Source organism: Vibrio sp. 1078-1, from assembly GCF_033340475.1.
Map to the genome: position 1 here is coordinate 146,162 of NZ_JAWOWM010000011.1, position 16,477 is coordinate 162,638.

Genomic DNA, 16,477 nt, shown 5'->3' on the forward strand with positions numbered 1-16,477 from the left:
AGCGTTGTTCCAATAGAAAAGGGGTGAGAAATCACCCCTTTTTTAATCAATGAGCAAATCAAGCATAAGAATAGTTGCTTTCATGGGTGAGCGATTCTTCTTCATTTTTTCCGCTACATGCTTGGTTTTTACAGAAAGGGCAATCCACACTTGTTCTTTGATTAACTGATGTGAAGTAGTTGCACTTGCAGCTATGACAAGTTTCTATCATAGCTTCACCAGAACGCAGCTCTTGGGCTAAACACCACGCATCGGTGATGTCGAGCATCTGCCAACGAGTTCCTTTCATTCCAGGCGTCTCATTTCTAATAGCGCAATACATTTGGTAAGCCACATGGAGTGCATCAATGTTTATTGAACGAAGGGCCGCTTCGCCAGCTATATTGTAATAAAGCTGCATCAATAGAGACGCTTCAATCTTTGATGTATGGCTATGAATCAAAGTTGCACCTCCACGCGCAGTTCTACTCTTCCTGCAAATTTCAAGACCTTCATCTTCTAGCTCTTTGTACATTCTACGTACTTGCTTGTAGGTAAGCCCTGTTTCTACCATGATGATCTTGGTAATGTATCCAGCCAAAGCCATGTTCCTAGCCGATATCCATCGGGCCAAAGAGTTTGAATTACAACTCATTGCCGCCTCCCGTTGTAGTTATAGATTGTTGATGCTTCTTTAAAATAAGGTGTGTAACCCTTTGTTCGTCACTGTCCAGAATTTCTCTCACCAGCTCAGGTGAAAACCTGATCGAAAATGGCATATCCTGACTACATGCTAAGTTTCTTAGTTGATTATCAGAGGCTTGAGATACGATTTTTGTAAGGTTGACTGAGACCCCGAAAGTTTGCGCTGCAATATTAATGTCTTGCTGTGACACTTTTCCCATAAGCAGCCAATATGCAGCCCCAAATCCAGAGTCAGAAGAAGGCGTCAAACAAATTTGATCGAAGGATTGCTCCAAGTGTGAGATATAGGTTTTTTCTGGCGAGGAAAGCTTAAAAGAAAGGATCACACCTGATGATAAGAGCTCTAATTGATGCTTTGTAGCATCCGCAAGTGCTTCCACTGTTTCCAGTGGAAGAGAAAATTGCTCCGAGACTTCTCGTGGGTGGATTTCTGCTAGGTGCTTCAACAATGTCCATAAAGACAGATCAAATTCGTAAACATTTCTATCAGCCTGGGATTCACTAAGAGAGGCAATATTCATATTGTAAGAACATGAGTAGTCCATCCTAAATGCCCTCTGTATCCAAGTTTCTATAAATGGCAAGGATTCGACTGCCGTAATTTCTTGCTCTAGCTTCATCAGACCAGGTGTAGTAACGACCGATGCCTAGCTCCAAATCTCCAGGAGCGGACGAAATGCACTGGGCTAAGTAACCAGCTCCGACGTCAACGTTTTTAGCAGGGTCCAAGAGCTCATCTGGAGAACTTACTTTATCTCCGTGCCAACGTAGATTGATTTGCATCATACCTACGTCAACATTTCTTCCGTGCTGAGCGAGAAGTGCATCGAGTTTTAACTTGGCTGATTCGAGAGAGGTCTCGTAATGAGGACCACCTTTGAGTGTCCTTAATGCCCAAGGCCAAGGGCTAATGTTTCCATCACCTCGACCTGTAGCTGACTCAGCCAACGCAACAGAGTACAAAAGCTTCGCTTCTACACCGTGTTTTATTGCTGCCTTTTCGAATACTGTACCAGTTAAGTCAATCGCGTTTGCTACGCTAGACATCCCGAGCAACGTAATTGCTATAAACTTCTTGACCCTTGCCATATATGAAAACCCTTATTTTCCTAGCCAGTCCTTCGGGGTGATCCCTTAAACTTTCAATTTTTCTTTTGGTAATCCGTCTTCGTATCTTTCCGGCCATATCTCAGTAGGCTTTTTGTTTAACGCTTGTGCGATAACGTACTCCCAGCGCGGGGACGGTTCGTACAAAGTGTTAGAAAGTACTTGTCGAGATGTTTTGTGCTCCCTTGCCAGGGATGCCAGGGATTTCCCTTGTATCTTTAACTGATACTTTATCCAACTGCGTTTCTGTTCTTCGTTTTGGGGAATTTCGCTATTCAAATACATCCTTTGTCTCTCTATTACCAAACTCTTTTTAAAGTTGCTTTCTTGTCGTTTGTTGACATTTCTTGACGTATTATGACCTTATTTATAGGATCATAAAATGAGCCTGTCAACAGAAAAAAACTTTAAAAATAGTTTTATCTTGCGTGGTAGCGTTTTTTGCAGTAAGCGAATTGAAATTTGAAGTTTAATTTTTATGCAGGTGCTTTTGACCTGCTAGAATTTTATGCCCAGTTGGGTTGGAGTCATGGGCTATAGGCGTACCATTCGGGGGAGTGGTACGAAGAGGCAGAGTACCAAAAAGGAATGTACTCTACGTGTGTGTAGTAAGCTAAATAAGGTTTAGGAACCGAGCGGGCGCTGGTTTCTAATAAATTCACAACTAACCCTAAGGGTGATTCTTATTAATACTCTGACTTGCAGATGGGATCAGATGCAATTGCAACCATTACATTTGACCGAATAGGGTGCATTTTAACCACTAACAAAATCCTAATCAACTGATTTCACAAATGGATCTATATTAAATTTAGCGTATCCATCACATTTTTACTGAGTAAAAGTCACATTTCTACCATTTTTTTTAGGTGTAGAGTGTGAAGTAGGCACTTTCACATGTGAAAGTGAGTAGTAAAACCTATGGTCATGGTTGCATTATTTGATTCTGTGATATACTGGATATATATGAAATTCATTGAGGTCGTAAGTATGAAGCATGTGATTAATGTTTTAGGTTTGTTTCTTTTGTTGCTAGGTTTTGTTATGGCGGCAGATACGGCTTGGGGCTGGGCTTTGATGTCAGTTCCTATAGTCTATTGGGCTATGAGTTTTCTCGTATTGGTACATAGAAGCCATTTTGCAGCCATAGTTTTTTGGGCTGCGCTAGCTTATATGAATTGGCAAATTGCAGTGGTTTCAATATCGGCATATTTAGTATTCTCTATTGTGAAGGCTGTTATTGTTCATCAACAAACACCAATTAGTAAGCGCTATTCTACGAAAAAGAAAAGTAGGACATTAGGTCTAGGCTTAGACATGAAAGAAGATCTGTATCGCATTGGCGATTAGCCAATTAGAAAGGAACCCGAAGGTTCCTTTTATTATTTTTTGTTTTTGAAAGATCATTCAAACTGTTTATTGGCGATGTTATATCCACGAATAGCGGTTAAGTAACTACCAGACCTGTCTCCGGCGTCGCCAGCATTTTGAAGGACATTTACAAGTTGATCTGTAAATTCCTGATTTTCTTTCGATAACACAGGGCTACCGTCAGGATTCATTATTGCTGCTCCATTAGCATCAGTTTCAGCGTATTGCATTTTCAAATTATTAACAGCTTGGTCCATTCTCTCTTGATTGGTATCAAAAGATTCAGCATAAACAGCCGCTTGTTCGTTTGTTAAACCGTATCTTGATGTTCCGAGTTCAGCCATAGTTTGCTTGAATTCATCTCCATATTGTTCCATGAAGTTAGCTGCTGCACTGCCACCAGCTTCCGCTGCCGACGCTGCTGCTGCTGCGTAGAATGCCCCTCGTTGTTCTAAGCTCATTCCTTTCGCTGCTTCTGATAGATCCGACTCTCCCGTTAACCACTCTTTGGCTGCGTTGTAACCGCTAGCTGCTGCGCCAATAACATTACGACCTAATTTAGCTGCTGCAACTGCCATTTCTCCGCCAAAGCCGTACTCTTCGGAAATATAGTCGTCACCACGTTGAGTTGCCTCGATAAACTGGTCCCTTTGTTCTGGTGTCATAGTACGCAACTGATCCATTGCATTTGAAAAATCGCTCGCTGTCGCCTGTCCACCAGCTACAGCTGCACCACCAACTTGCTCAGCTCTTCTAGCCAACCAGTCGCCAGTGTTGTCTACTGCCCCCCAAGTGGAAGCGCTCCATGACATATCCGGCAAAGCATTGAGCATATTATTTCTTGCTTTTTGCTCTTCTGGGCTAGAAACAGCTCGGTTGGTCTGATTTGCAAGACTGCCTAATTGTTGGAGGTTTGCATCATGTTCGCTAGTTACCGGAGTAACAGGAGGTGTTGGTGGAGTTTCTGTTACCGGAGCTGTGCCAGACGTACTGATTGTGTTCTCCCTAAAATTGGAAGGTAAAACAGGACCGTTTCCAACGTTGCTGCCTACGGTCTGTCCTAAATTCTCTGGTACAGTTGGAGGAGTGAGGCCGCTGTACTGTAGAGGGTCGCTTTCAAATCCGCTATTTCTCCCGGTAGCCAAGTTGATAGCACTAACAGCTGCTTGGAAACCTCCAACTTGTTGCCCTGGTTGGTAGTTGTTGGTATTTGTCATAGCTGTCAGTCTAGCTGCCGCTTTGGCTACACTTGGGTCCATTCCATAACCACGATATCTTTGTTCGAGATTTGCCGCTTCTTTTCGAACTGAATCCGGTGCATTTTGAAAATGTTGGTTGAGGTAATCCATTGCCTCTGGCGAGCGAGCCACTTCTCCACCCAATGTTTTAAAGTCGCTATTTGTCATCGAACCCATAGAGTTTTGCAATTGATCCATTGTTGTATAGGCATTAGTTGCAGAAACAAGCTCTTGTGCAGACTTAGATAGATTTTGAGATAAATTATCGCCCCATGACTGTTTAAAGGACTCGCCCCCTTGTCTATTTATTCCATGAGCTAATTGATTGGTAAGTGCCTGAGAATCAGTTTTACCCCATGAAACATTTTTCATGAATTGCGATACATCACTGGCAGACCACGTTGATGTGTCGCTTGTTGTAGACTCAGTTTTACCTATAGCGTCGGCTCTGAGATCGACTACATCATTACCACCTTTATCATTACCACCTTTATTTCCATCCCCTTGAGACGGAATTGTTGCGACCCCCGTACCTTTTGAGGGGCCTGTTATTGCTCGTTTAGCTGCTGCTCTCGCGGTTCCCATCAGTGGCATCATCATGGCCGCAGCTTCTTTTACATCTAAGGAGCCAACGGCTTGCATACCAAAAGCACCTTTTACAGCATCGGCATGTTGATCATCAATTTGAAACTTATCCATGAAGCTTTTAGCTTGTTGATTAACCAACTGGCTTTGTTGAGTGTTTTGTGAACCTATAGTTCGGCCAATGCTAGAAAGACGAGAGTATGCTTGGTCTTGCGATACGCCATGAGAAAAACCTCGGCCAAGGGTGTCTGAGAATGCTTCTGACTTCTGGCTTTGTACTGCCCTTGCTGAGCTAACCCCGCTTCCAATAGATGAGCCAAGAGAAAATGAACTGATCATGCTTTCTGCTCCTGTTGCCATCGTCCCACTAAATTGGTTGTGGTTATATGCAGGTTGACTGTTCATTACTGGGCCTTGATTCAAAGCGTCAGGCGACTGAATTTTCTCATTGACATGATCAGAACCGTTAACTCTGTTAGCAAGACTGGTAAATGCGTATGTTGATCCTGTCACTATGAACAGTGAAATAATAGGAGTGGCTGCTGCTAACATTCCCCCCGTAGCAATCCAGTTCTGTAGAATGTCTCCTGTTGAGGATAATGCATACATTGAGTTTAAGCCTGGTGTAGATAGACTTGCCATTTCATTAGTCGCTGCGGTATGAATGAATAGGTTTGTTATAGATAGAACTGGCATCCATAGCTGTATCCAGAGAACCGTTTGGAAGTATTTTCCTGCCAACGTCATTCCCATTGAACCCATAACGATGATAAAGCCCATTATAGGAGTTATCGCGTAAACAAAACCTTCAAAGAACGTTAACATCGGTCTGACGACTGACATGAACATAGATTGCTCTGCTGCCCATTGAGTGTTTCGCTGTTGAATCGCTTGGTTAATCATCAATGCAGAACCATAGTCTTGAAGGTCCTGGTATCGTCCGGCAGCTGCTTCATAATACAAAGGCTCTAGTAGAGCGACTTTTGTATATTCTACTGCTGAGGTGGAAATTGCTCCTACTGCTTGTAATGAGTCAGCTATCTTTGTTAGAGCATTTACACCTGTATAGGTAGGATCTACACCAAGTAGATTGTTTAAAGCGTTATTTACATTGGACCCATTTAGGTTATTTAATGCCCCAACAATACCAACCCCCTCAGCTGTAGACCATGCTTCACTACAAGTAAAATCACCACCATCGGGATTCGATGCGTTTAGATATACACGAGTTCCGTATAGTGAAGAATTGAATTGTAAGGCTTGATCTAAAGGGAGTGTTAGAAGCTCATCTAAGCTCATCAGGTTGAGATCTACTTTTGTTAGCGTACATTCTCTAATGTAATTAGAAACTGAGCGACGAACATCAACATAGCCACCACCTTGCTCTTGGTTTAGGGCTGTAAAAATAGCGCTATCGTACACACCGCGTCTTACATCATTCAGTAGCTTGAGTGTTTCAGAAAAGTGAGTTTCAGTAACATTGGGTACGATAATGCCGTAACCAGTCTCAAATAATTTTGTTAGGGTGTAGCCAACATTCGATATAACACCTCCGGCAAAGCCTATGCCAATCGGCACGTTTGCCACAGGACGAACTTGCCCGGTGTAAGCATCTTCAATCTTGACTAATGAAGTCGGTACGAAGAAGCAGGCGTATAGTAGCCACCCCATAAAAATTTGCTGAATATTGATCTGTTTTGCCCCTTGGAAAACAGATTGAACGGTTATCATCACTACACCAATAAGCAACCCAACACTGACCATCTTGGTGAAGTCATTGGTCCCCGTGATCATGGCTACAGCAATTAATATCTGCTCAAGAAATGCTGAGTCGCCAATGGAGTAAATAGTAAATTCAGGCATGAAGTTTTACTCCTTTGTTCTTGGTGCTTTAGTTAGCGTCGATAACATATATTTTTGCTTTCGAACGTTATTTAGGAGGTTGTTGTACTTTTCGATTTGAGAAGAGAGATCTCCATATTGAGCTGTAAGAATTGAGTATTCGGCTCTCATGTTGGCTTGAGATTCACGTAATACTTCCAACGCTTGCTGTTTATAAGGACTATCACTGTTTGATATAGCAATAAATGCAGCTCTGAAAAGCTCATTGGTAAATGAATACATCATTGCTAGAGAAATCGCTCCAGACGACTCTGAGGCAAATAGCATTGCAGAGTCTTTAGATAGAACAGAAAGATTTCGGATGATTGCACCTATACCAACAGGTAAGCTAGCTAAAAAGTTTTGCTCGCTAGTTGATAGTGTTCCAGCATTACTAGCAAACTTGAAAATAATACCTGTAGATGTACTTGAACCAATAAGCATATCTTCAATTTGGCTCTTTATGCCTGTGATGTTGACGGTTTTAACACCGCCACCAGTTGCCCCAGCGCTTAGGCAATTTTCAGTATCTGAACCACATGAGTATATTTCAACGTTACTACCAGTGATTAGATCTGAAATTTGGATTTTATTGCCAGGTAAAGTGGTGATTGGTGTCGTTTTTTCCGTAATACTTGCGTGTGAATCATTAACAATATCACCGATTATTACTGTTCCCGTCACAGACATTATGGCTTCTAGTAATGTGTTGTCTCCGTATGTGAACCATGCGTTTGCATTATTTTTCTTCAATTGCTTCCAGATGATATTACCAATCATTTTCTTGTACTCATCTGGGTTGTTTGATTTCAATTGTTCGAGTGGTGTAGAACCGCCTTGCTCTTGCTTAGATGAGAATACATCGTCAAACAGACCCGTTGTGGTAGCTGTAATGGAAGCGTCAGTTTTGTGTTTAACATCGAATGAAGAGGTAGCGTCATTTACGATACCTTGTGCTAGTTGACAAGAATTACCCAAATATTGGTTTAATTGTTGTATTTTCTTTTGGAAGTTTTCTATCCATTTTGCACCATCAGGAAAGACGTTATCCAATGCTAATTGGAATGCATATCCCTTTGCATTTGCAGCTACCGAACGCAGCAAAGTGACGATTTGTTCTGCGTTAACAAAGCTCAATGAGCCCCCAAATAGGTCAACACCACCACAACCAGCTTTCCATGATGGAGGTGTGAATGACACTAGGTTTTCATTAAATATGCGTGTTTTCGTGGTGTATCGACCACCAGCCAGAACCCCTCGACGCTGTGTTTCAAATACACCTGGTTGAGTGACATTGCTCATTTCATTGAAAAGGGCGTCCATTTCAGACTTTAAGCCGTTAGCTGTAGATATACTCGGTACTGTCCACAGAACGGATGCTACGCAAATAGCGAGAGCTTTCTTCCGCAGCTTGTTCTTTCTGAACATCTTATTTCTCCTTAATTTTTTCGCGGATGAAGTCCATCAATTGTTCCGGCGGGATATAGTTCCCTTTATCATCCGTCATGATTTCTTCTAAGGAAGCCTCACCTGTTTTATCGGTAAGAATTTCCGCAATGTTGTTGTCGGTATTAACCAGTGCTCTTGTTTTGTTGAATTCGTCATCACTGATCCAACCTGCTCGGCGAGCAGTAACTAGAATTCGATTGGCTGTATCTGGAAGTGACATTACCCCTTGCCCAACAGGAGCAAAACTCCCATCTGGTGAAGCTAAGAATAAAGCTGGGTAGGTGACGACACCTAGCTGTTCGGCATGGCCGTTATCTACTTTGAACTCGGGGAAAATGTTTCCTGGGAAAGGGGTGCCGTCAGAAGATACTGCCACGACAGTAAATCCATATCCTTGCTCAAGCATTTTGACTATTGGAGCCTGTATTTCGCACATTTCGCAGTTTGGCTGGTAGAAGAAAAATAGACCCACACGACTTGCTACAGTCCCAAGTAATGTCTGCCTTTCCTTCCCAGCCTTACTATCTACTTGCTGAGATGCGAACGTGGCATAAGGTCTTCTGGACACTTCATCAAGATAAGGATCACCTAAAATAGCCAGTTCATATGCATCTTGCGCTTGTTCTGAACGATCCATTGCGAATCGCTGCATGTAAGCAAAAGCTTTAGCGTTCTCAATGGTTGGGTTATCCCACCAAGCATCTTTGTATTTAGGTAAGTTCTCTCTAAACCACGCAGCAGAAAAATATTCAGGTCCTTCACTCTGGGCCATCTGTTCTTGCTCAGGAGGTGGTGGGGGAGGTTGCACTGCTACTGGCTTAGGTTTAGGTACTTCTTTTTCTTCTGGCTCGACTTCATAGAAAAACCATCCTTCCGCCTTTCTATCGTAAAAGCCGGGCCTACTGTCTTCTGCTACGGAGATATTTGGCATTGAGGCTATCAATGCCAGCGCTAAAGTAGCTTTCTTTAAAGTCTTGTTGTTCATGTCACCACACATATTTTCCCATTCAGGCATATGGTAACGGGGGGGAGGATTAAGGAATGCATCTGAAACCTCCCATTTAGGGCAATTAGGGGAGGTTTTATTGTTGTATTTTTGGTCGATTAGGCTGTTTTTATGTGTTCTGACTGATTGTTAGTTGCTTCTTCCTGCTGAATCTTTTCAAGTTGACGCTTATGGGTGATGTACCTGATCACCATTTCCACTGAAGCGTTAAGCGCAAGTGCTCGCATGGCTCTCGTGCTTGCAACGTAAAGTAGATTGATCTCATCATCCCGTGCCTCAGGTTCTAGCTCGGGGTCCAAAACGTCAGGGAAGTCATCAAATAGTTGGACATAATCCCACTCCAGTCCCTTTGCTCTATGACTGGTAGACACAGTGACATTTGCAACCAATTCGTCTTTTACGGTGTTAAGGCGTAATATCGCAAGATGTTCAGGAAGATCTTCGTAGGCTTCGATAATTGCCATCGCTCTAAACATCTCGTTGTCTTGAGTCGCACGAGCTATCTCGGTGAACTCTTGATAGTCCTCATAATCATTAAGTATCTGCTTGTTTCTGACACGTTCTCTTTCTTCACGTGAGAACCAAAAGATATCTTCCAGATAGTCGATTTGGTAAGACTCTATACCACCAGCCCAGAAAACTTTATGTCCCGCACCTGTGTAGCCCAAAGCAGTTTGAATAACTCCCATTACCGTGCGGTGTAACACAGCATGATGCCCGATATTTTGAGGTAGCATCATAAGAACCTGATCTTTAGCTCCGCGCCCAATTACCGGCTTGGTCTCTCCTTTTAGTTCGAGAAGGGCATTAGCAACCATCGCTACATTAGGCCCAAATCGGAAACTATGTGTGAGGTAGAGTTGATCTGCGTTCGAGAAGCGGGGGTTATTCATCGCATCATTTGCACCTCTGAAACGATAGATTTGCTGGTGGACGTCTCCAACAAGAATAGTCCTTGAGCGCTGCCTAATTACAATGTCACTAGTTACTGGGTTAGCGTCCTGTGCTTCATCAAAGAGGATTACCTGGTATCTCAATGATAAATTGGGGTGAGATAATTGGTACAGCTTTAAGTATCCATCATGAACCATAGGGAAAGGATCTTGAGGTTCACACATCCTCTTCCAAATATCTTCTGCACTTTGAACGACTTCTATTACGTATCTCTCTTGCTTTGTTGTTAGTAGTAATCCAGTATCTGCTCTTTCGAAATGGTCATACAGAATTTGGTCATCTGCGCTGCACATAAATGCATTTAGCGTATCCAGGCAGTCTCTTGCAAGAGTCCAGTTTTTTGTGTTTAACGCTTGTGCTATATCGGTCAGGCGAATGTTTCCCACTAATTTGTGCGCAAACATACGTCCAACAGATGCGAATGCTAGTTGATGAGAGGTTTTGCACGTAACATTTCGGGGAAACTTTTCCGCAGCTTCATCTCTTATCGCTCGGTTGTACGCGATATACAGCATTCTTAGGCGAGGATTAGCAAGAGCATATTTGATGAGGGTTGTTGTCTTTCCCGTGCCAGCATAGGCCCTAACTATCAGTTGGTTTCCTTGATAGTTGGTGATTCGGGCTTGCTCTGGGGTATCAGGTGGTAATGTTTTGTTCATCGCGTGTACTTCACTATGGGAACGCCCCAGAATAAAATCCGGGGCTTACGATGGAATTAGTTGGACGTTTCTTTAAGGTCACGAACTAGCCGCAGATATATATTAGATTGTGCTAACGATGCGAACTCAGTTCCTTCATTGAAATCAATAACTCGCGCTTTCAACTGAGGGTTAACCTTGCTGTCAGGAGTGTTTGACCAATAAAGTACTTTTGGGGTGCTTTTGAATACCTCCAATCTGATCGCAGGAGCTGAGCATGACCTTTCGACAATGGAACCAAGCTCTTTAATGTTGGGTAGTCTCCAGTCAGAGTACCCTAGTAAATTGCTGCTGTTAGCGTCGTCCACAGCTAGTAACGCATCAGACCAAGTAGGAAATGATTTTAGAGTTCCAATGCAGTTATCGGCACTATATCTTTGTCCCATAGTGCAAGTGGTCCACATCAAGCCTGTTGCGGCGTCAGTAACTGTGCCGTCTTTATGTACTGTAAATTGCTCTATATTGGTGGTGGGAGCGATAATATCTGACTTACAAGTCTGTGCGTAAGTTTGAGTTGATATCCCTACAAGACAAAGAATGCTTGCCGCAACGGTTAGTTTGGACTTCATCACTGTTTCCCTCCTCTTGCTAAACGAATGCTCGCCGAGTTGCTTTGTTTATGACACAACTTAGCTTGTCCATTGCTTGAGTCCATGCACCATGCTGTACCTTCACCATTTGAACTCGGGGTTCCAGACCAAATCGGTGCGCCACCTTCGTAGTTATAGAAATAGTCGGTATCGAGCAGTGTTTGACTGTTTTCATAATTGGCAATAGAACGTAGCTCTTCAATGGAAGGTAATCGCCAATCTTTATAGCCACAAACGGCTAGCTCGTTGGCCGCACGAATGTAGTCATCGGTACTACATGATGTGACTTTTACATAGCCAGCGTTATCTGTCGTAGGGAACGCGCATTGTGCCTTATCGTGAACAGGAGCATTACGGTTTTGGAATTCTAGTGAAGCGCCACCAGCACTGCCACCGTCATTAGTTCTATCTTTGCTGTACCAGGTGTATAGGTAGTTTTTAGCTTGCCAGTTTTGATGCCAGTGATAATAAGGGTAAGGAACATAATCCTTTGAGCTTGGGTTTCTGCTGGCACGCCAAGCATCATTTACTAGGGCTTTGAATTCTGCTTCCGAAAGTGAAGATGGAATATCAGTAATTGCATCACCTTTGTTTTCCCAGACGATCCCTGTTCGGTTATCCAAGACACATGACCATGCCGTCGCTGTATGAGGAAGGTGGTTTCCGGAAACGTCTAATTTTGTAAAAGAGAAACCTGCATAACCATCTAAGTAGTTTGGTGAGTCAGTATCAGCGCCAAATTCAGCATCTTGCCCAGGAAGATCATTAGGTGCGCCTTGGGCATCGAAGTCATTCCCATTTACATATCTGGTGACGCCAGTATCGTTTAACACTAAGTCTCCAAGGATAATAACACTGGTCTCAAACTGTTTGCTGAGTGTGGCATTGTTAGCCTCGGTAAGTTTAATTTTTATTGTTTCACCGCCTTCGGGAACGTCATCTTGAACAATATTTAACTCAAGAAACTGCTCAGTAGTTCCAGCCGGGAAAACAATAGTGCTGTCACTGATGACACTATAATCTTGGCCGTTAATAGCTAATCCACTGAGTTCGTAACTGACGCTTACATCTTTTCCTGATGAAGTGTTTAGTTGTAGCGGAATTTTAACGCGACCACTTCCTTCTGATGTGGTTCTGATTTCTGAGGTAAATGATATTTCTGGAGAGGAGTCATCATTGGTGATTGTTACGGTAGCAGTATCTCTCTCTATGCTGGAGGCACCAGAAACATCGAAAATTTGAACGGAGAATGTTTCATCATATTCATCCTTTACATCACCAATGATAGGGATGATCAAATCAACCCGAGTAACGCCATCTTGAAGCTCAAATTCTCCAACAGTTTCCAGGTAATCTTGATCTGATAATGCAGTTCCAGGGGTAGTTCGGTATTTACCTTTAATTACACCATCTTTACCACCGCTACGAGTAACACGCACTTTGGCATCACTGTTACCTGAATTTCCTTCTTTTATCGAGATGTTATCAATTTTAATAGAGCCAGATTTTGTTCCTGGGTTGGTGTTTGTATTGGAACTACTTCCTCCATCTTCTCCACCGGAACCACATCCGCTTAATGCTGCAATCAAAGCAATTGCCAATGCTGAACGTTTCATTAATGTATTGCCCTCTTTAATTAGACCTGTTTGAGGTTTCCAGTCTAATAGGGTAGGTGCATAGATTATGACTCTGTATCAGCCCATTTTGGGCAAATACGTCGCAAAGGTTAGAGACTTCGTGTAATGGTCCATTTTGGGCAGTTTGGGAGTGGAAAAATGGAGTAACGAAAAGGAAAATCTAATCGTCAATTTGGTTTCGCGCTGAAAGATGCTCAAATCTCTGACCAGTCCTTCGACTAGACCGCCCTGTGAAAAAGGTGTTTTTATCTAAACCAATATGTTTCGTGTAAACCGGAGCGATGTTAGGTAATCAGGGCATCCTATAAACTCGCTCTATTGGAGTTGACATGAAAAACCTATCTAATGACGTAACTTTTGCCTCTAAAGAGGCTGCAAATTCATTTGCTGATAACCTTTCCTCAGTTTTGAAACAAGACCATAGCATCTCGCTCAAACCAATAAAACTGCTTCACGCCACGGCTAAATGTCTCGGGTATAAAAACTGGAATCACTGGTGTGGCTCTGCATTTAGCTCCAAATCTGATCTCATGTATTTATCAGGTGATAATGGGGATGATGAATTCTTTGTTTCTCATGAGGAGCGCACTCCAATTCAGTTCTTAGATGCGTCTTGTATTGATGAAGTTAGAGCTAACGATAGCGAAATAGCTTATTTATGTGGTAGTAAGGTGCTGTCTACACTAGAAAAAGCTATCGAGCATATGAGGCCGGATGACGAGTACGACTTCCATATCGAAAACTATGGAGGTGTGATCCATTCATTTGTTGTTGCCAAGCGTTTTATGATGACTCACGAAGAGATCGCGGAGCGAGCAAAGTTATCCATTTTATCGCAATTAAAGCGTGAACCTGATTCTTATGAACTGAAAAAACAATCTCAGCTTGATTATTTTGGGGTCTATGATAACCCTCGTCTTAATACACTTTACTACCGTCTCGATAATGCCATTGGTGCTTTTTTTAATGAGGAACTGGAGCACAGCATTGGCTTTCACTATTTTTCTCCCGTGGAGCAATTCGCTTACTTTGATAGTGAAGGCAATCATAAGGTAATGGATCGAGATGAGCTTATGGAATTTTTAAGTTCTATTGAAGGAAACATCCCTGTATTGGCTGGTGTTTACAGACCTCTCTTTGGATAGGCTCCACTATCAAATTGCGTAATTACCAACCATCCGGAAATTCCGGATGGTTGGATTTTGAACAGATGGATTTTGGTTCCCTCATCTATGAGGGAACCAAATTTATGTGTGTGAATGTATCAGTTCTCTGCCTGATTGCCCTCAACGGGCAGTTCTACAGTGTGTCATTTGATATGTACTTGCTATCATTCTGGGGTCATTACGATTTCGCGCTGAAATATGCTCAAGTCCTTGACCAGTCTTTTGACTAGACCGCCCTGTGAAACAGGTGATTTTATCTTTGCAAATGTCTAACCGTGTTAATGCAGATTCATTTAACTGGGGGCTTGGCAGGTAATCAGGGCAACCTTTCATAGATACCCCGTTAATTTGGAGTTGCTTTAATATGAAAACTACCACGATATCGTTTGGCTCGAAATCAAACGCTGAATATCTCGCAAGAAAACTGTCATCAACATTGAAAGATGATTTTAATGTTTCGCTGAAACCAATCAAACTCCTTCATGCACTAGCTAAGGCTCAGGGTTATAAAAATTGGAACCACTGGGCTGGGGCTGGGCTTTCTGAAAATACAGATCAAGCTTTAACTGAGCGACCACCTATCGCTTATGACTTAGATCTTCCTGTGCCTTTTTTAAAACGAGCTCCGGTTGATGCGAATCCTGACGCGGCAACATCCTATATAGTTGAAATATTGGATATTAATCTTTTTGACTCAGTACGAGTTATGTCAAACGAATTATCCGCCGAGCTTTGTGAGAGGAGAAGAAAAGCATACTCGGAAAACCCCAGCATCACAGCAGGTTCAATGACTGTGTACACAGTGGTTATAACAGGCAAACGCTACACTAATGGACGCGGAGGTTATTGGGGTTCTAGGGATTTTCCCCTCTAAAAAGACTTAATCCTCTGTAGACCACACCAATAAATGGCTGCGGAGGTGGGTTACTACTTATAAGTGTGGCAAATTAGGTAAATATCGTACATTTAATACGGAACAGCCCTGATATGGCCATCAAAAACGAAATTACTATTCTCACGAGAGCAGAACAGGCAGATCTTTATTCCCCACCCATTTTTTCAATCGAAGAACAACGTCTGTACTTTTCTCTGAACGATGCGGAATTGGCAGTTTTTCGGTCAATTCGTCTCAGAGCTCATAGATGTTACTTTGTCGCGATTTTGGGATACTTCAAATCAAAGCCCGTCATCCTAGATATCGCTTACTCGCAGGTTTCTAAGGATTTAATGTTCATCAGTAAAGAGCTGCTTGGCGGCAAGGGGCTCAGACCATTCACTCCCTCACAAAAACAAAAAGATCGACTCTACGCAAAAGTATTAGACCTTGCTGGTTATCACAAATGGGACGAAAGTCAGCACTTCAATTCTCTTTTCGACCACCTTGTTCAGGTGGGCAATGCCTGGCTGGAGCCGCGTTACCTCTTTGATACTGCTATTGAATTCCTAACCAGTCACAGCATTGCTATCCCTAGGTACACCGTACTCCAGAGACTGATAAGCAGAGCGATGCAGCAGGTCAGAAAAGACCTGGCGCACCAACTTAATCAACTCACCAGTCCTGAACTTCACGTCTTTCTGGACAGCATAACAGCCATTGATGACGGACTAAGCCTGAACCAGCTCAGAGGCGGTGCAAAAAGTCTGACCGTACCTGAACTTAAAAAAGAGCTTGCCCTTTATCATCAGTTAGCGCCATGACGCACGCAAATCAATGGCGTTATCGATGGGCTTAATCTGTCTCTTAAAAATCGACAACACTTCGGTGAGCTCATCAACTATTACGGTAGTAAACTCAAACGATTCAAACGCGCACAGCAGCATCTATGGTTGCTATGTCACCTGACAGAGCGGATACAACTGGCACTGGAACGGTTAACTGATGGGTTCATTTACCATATCCGCAAGCAACAAGAAGCTGCCAACACCTTTGCACAACAAGCAGTGTTCCTGTCCTGGCAGTCAGCCGCGGACAATGTCACGAAAGCGGCAGAGTTACTGCATCTGTTTGTGGATGAGAACATTGATGATAATCAACCCTTCTCAGTAGTCAGACAACAGGCATTGAAGGTCATGAATGACAGGGATATCCAGACCCTCTGCCTTTACCTGAA

13 protein-coding genes and 1 pseudogene are annotated in these 16,477 nt (G+C 42.9%); 4 read left to right on the forward strand and 10 right to left on the reverse strand.

The window, feature by feature from the left end; all coding sequences use genetic code 11:
• Positions 1-58 precede the first annotated feature (58 nt).
• From R7190_RS18890 to R7190_RS18905, 4 genes are read right to left on the reverse strand one after another with little or no spacing between them, the layout of a single operon-like run.
• Complete coding sequence (locus tag R7190_RS18890; protein ID WP_342749706.1) at positions 59-586, reverse strand: FlhC family transcriptional regulator; 528 nt, start codon at positions 584-586, stop codon at positions 59-61.
• A 37-nt stretch (positions 587-623) separates the two neighbouring features.
• Complete coding sequence (locus R7190_RS18895; protein ID WP_226977603.1) at positions 624-1,229, reverse strand: hypothetical protein; 606 nt, start codon at positions 1,227-1,229, stop codon at positions 624-626.
• 1 nt (position 1,230) lies between these two features.
• On the reverse strand, positions 1,231-1,773 hold the full coding sequence (locus R7190_RS18900) for a transglycosylase SLT domain-containing protein (protein WP_014386837.1): 543 nt from the start codon (positions 1,771-1,773) through the stop codon (positions 1,231-1,233).
• 45 nt (positions 1,774-1,818) lie between these two features.
• The gene (locus R7190_RS18905; protein WP_032073043.1) at positions 1,819-2,076 is read right to left on the reverse strand and encodes a helix-turn-helix domain-containing protein; all 258 of its coding nucleotides are present in this window, start codon (positions 2,074-2,076) and stop codon (positions 1,819-1,821) included.
• Between the two features lie 705 nt (positions 2,077-2,781).
• Here R7190_RS18905 and R7190_RS18910 point away from each other — a divergent pair.
• Complete coding sequence (locus tag R7190_RS18910; protein ID WP_128740504.1) at positions 2,782-3,141, forward strand: permease; 360 nt, start codon at positions 2,782-2,784, stop codon at positions 3,139-3,141.
• Between the two features lie 53 nt (positions 3,142-3,194).
• On the opposite strand, the gene R7190_RS18915 is transcribed toward R7190_RS18910, so the two are convergent.
• The 6 genes from R7190_RS18915 to R7190_RS18940 form a co-directional block, all read right to left on the reverse strand.
• Complete coding sequence (locus tag R7190_RS18915) at positions 3,195-6,848, reverse strand: conjugal transfer protein TraG N-terminal domain-containing protein (RefSeq protein ID WP_276456105.1); 3,654 nt, start codon at positions 6,846-6,848, stop codon at positions 3,195-3,197.
• Between the two features lie 6 nt (positions 6,849-6,854).
• Positions 6,855-8,294: a conjugal transfer protein TraH gene (locus R7190_RS18920; RefSeq protein WP_014386833.1), complete on the reverse strand. Its 1,440-nt coding sequence runs from the start codon at positions 8,292-8,294 to the stop codon at positions 6,855-6,857.
• Position 8,295: 1 nt separating this feature from the next.
• The gene (gene traF / locus R7190_RS18925) at positions 8,296-9,300 is read right to left on the reverse strand and encodes a conjugal transfer protein TraF (RefSeq protein ID WP_220769851.1); all 1,005 of its coding nucleotides are present in this window, start codon (positions 9,298-9,300) and stop codon (positions 8,296-8,298) included.
• Positions 9,301-9,419: 119 nt separating this feature from the next.
• Positions 9,420-10,934, reverse strand: a complete 1,515-nt coding sequence (locus R7190_RS18930) for a UvrD-helicase domain-containing protein (RefSeq protein ID WP_014386831.1) — start codon at positions 10,932-10,934, stop codon at positions 9,420-9,422.
• A gap of 56 nt (positions 10,935-10,990) precedes the next feature.
• Entirely contained in the window at positions 10,991-11,542 is a 552-nt protein-coding gene (locus tag R7190_RS18935) for a DUF1566 domain-containing protein (protein WP_014386830.1), read from the reverse strand.
• The gene (locus tag R7190_RS18940) at positions 11,542-13,179 is read right to left on the reverse strand and encodes a DUF1566 domain-containing protein (RefSeq protein WP_046224259.1); all 1,638 of its coding nucleotides are present in this window, start codon (positions 13,177-13,179) and stop codon (positions 11,542-11,544) included. The genes R7190_RS18935 and R7190_RS18940 overlap by 1 nt, the downstream gene beginning before the upstream one ends.
• Before the next feature lie 350 nt (positions 13,180-13,529).
• Between R7190_RS18940 and R7190_RS18945 the strand changes: the two genes are divergently transcribed.
• The 3 genes and pseudogenes from R7190_RS18945 to R7190_RS18955 all read left to right on the forward strand — a co-directional run.
• On the forward strand, positions 13,530-14,345 hold the full coding sequence (locus R7190_RS18945; RefSeq protein ID WP_032073040.1) for a hypothetical protein: 816 nt from the start codon (positions 13,530-13,532) through the stop codon (positions 14,343-14,345).
• A 385-nt stretch (positions 14,346-14,730) separates the two neighbouring features.
• Positions 14,731-15,240 (forward strand): hypothetical protein, encoded by a 510-nt coding sequence (locus R7190_RS18950; RefSeq protein ID WP_046224260.1) that lies wholly within the window; start codon positions 14,731-14,733, stop codon positions 15,238-15,240.
• Positions 15,241-15,353: 113 nt separating this feature from the next.
• Positions 15,354-16,477, forward strand: a pseudogene (locus R7190_RS18955) (DUF4158 domain-containing protein); the annotation flags it as partial.

Excerpts from the sequence above, each read along its gene's own strand:
- R7190_RS18890 (WP_342749706.1), bottom strand. The coding sequence starts at position 586 with ATGGCTTTGGCTGGATACATTACCAAGATCATCATGGTAGAAACAGGG.
- R7190_RS18895 (WP_226977603.1), bottom strand. The coding sequence starts at position 1,229 with ATGGACTACTCATGTTCTTACAATATGAATATTGCCTCTCTTAGTGAA.
- R7190_RS18900 (WP_014386837.1), bottom strand. The coding sequence starts at position 1,773 with ATGGCAAGGGTCAAGAAGTTTATAGCAATTACGTTGCTCGGGATGTCT.
- R7190_RS18905 (WP_032073043.1), bottom strand. The coding sequence starts at position 2,076 with ATGTATTTGAATAGCGAAATTCCCCAAAACGAAGAACAGAAACGCAGT.
- R7190_RS18910 (WP_128740504.1), top strand. The coding sequence starts at position 2,782 with ATGAAGCATGTGATTAATGTTTTAGGTTTGTTTCTTTTGTTGCTAGGT.
- R7190_RS18915 (WP_276456105.1), bottom strand. The coding sequence starts at position 6,848 with ATGCCTGAATTTACTATTTACTCCATTGGCGACTCAGCATTTCTTGAG.
- R7190_RS18920 (WP_014386833.1), bottom strand. The coding sequence starts at position 8,294 with ATGTTCAGAAAGAACAAGCTGCGGAAGAAAGCTCTCGCTATTTGCGTA.
- traF (WP_220769851.1), bottom strand. The coding sequence starts at position 9,300 with ATGAACAACAAGACTTTAAAGAAAGCTACTTTAGCGCTGGCATTGATA.
- R7190_RS18930 (WP_014386831.1), bottom strand. The coding sequence starts at position 10,934 with ATGAACAAAACATTACCACCTGATACCCCAGAGCAAGCCCGAATCACC.
- R7190_RS18935 (WP_014386830.1), bottom strand. The coding sequence starts at position 11,542 with ATGAAGTCCAAACTAACCGTTGCGGCAAGCATTCTTTGTCTTGTAGGG.
- R7190_RS18940 (WP_046224259.1), bottom strand. The coding sequence starts at position 13,179 with ATGAAACGTTCAGCATTGGCAATTGCTTTGATTGCAGCATTAAGCGGA.
- R7190_RS18945 (WP_032073040.1), top strand. The coding sequence starts at position 13,530 with ATGAAAAACCTATCTAATGACGTAACTTTTGCCTCTAAAGAGGCTGCA.
- R7190_RS18950 (WP_046224260.1), top strand. The coding sequence starts at position 14,731 with ATGAAAACTACCACGATATCGTTTGGCTCGAAATCAAACGCTGAATAT.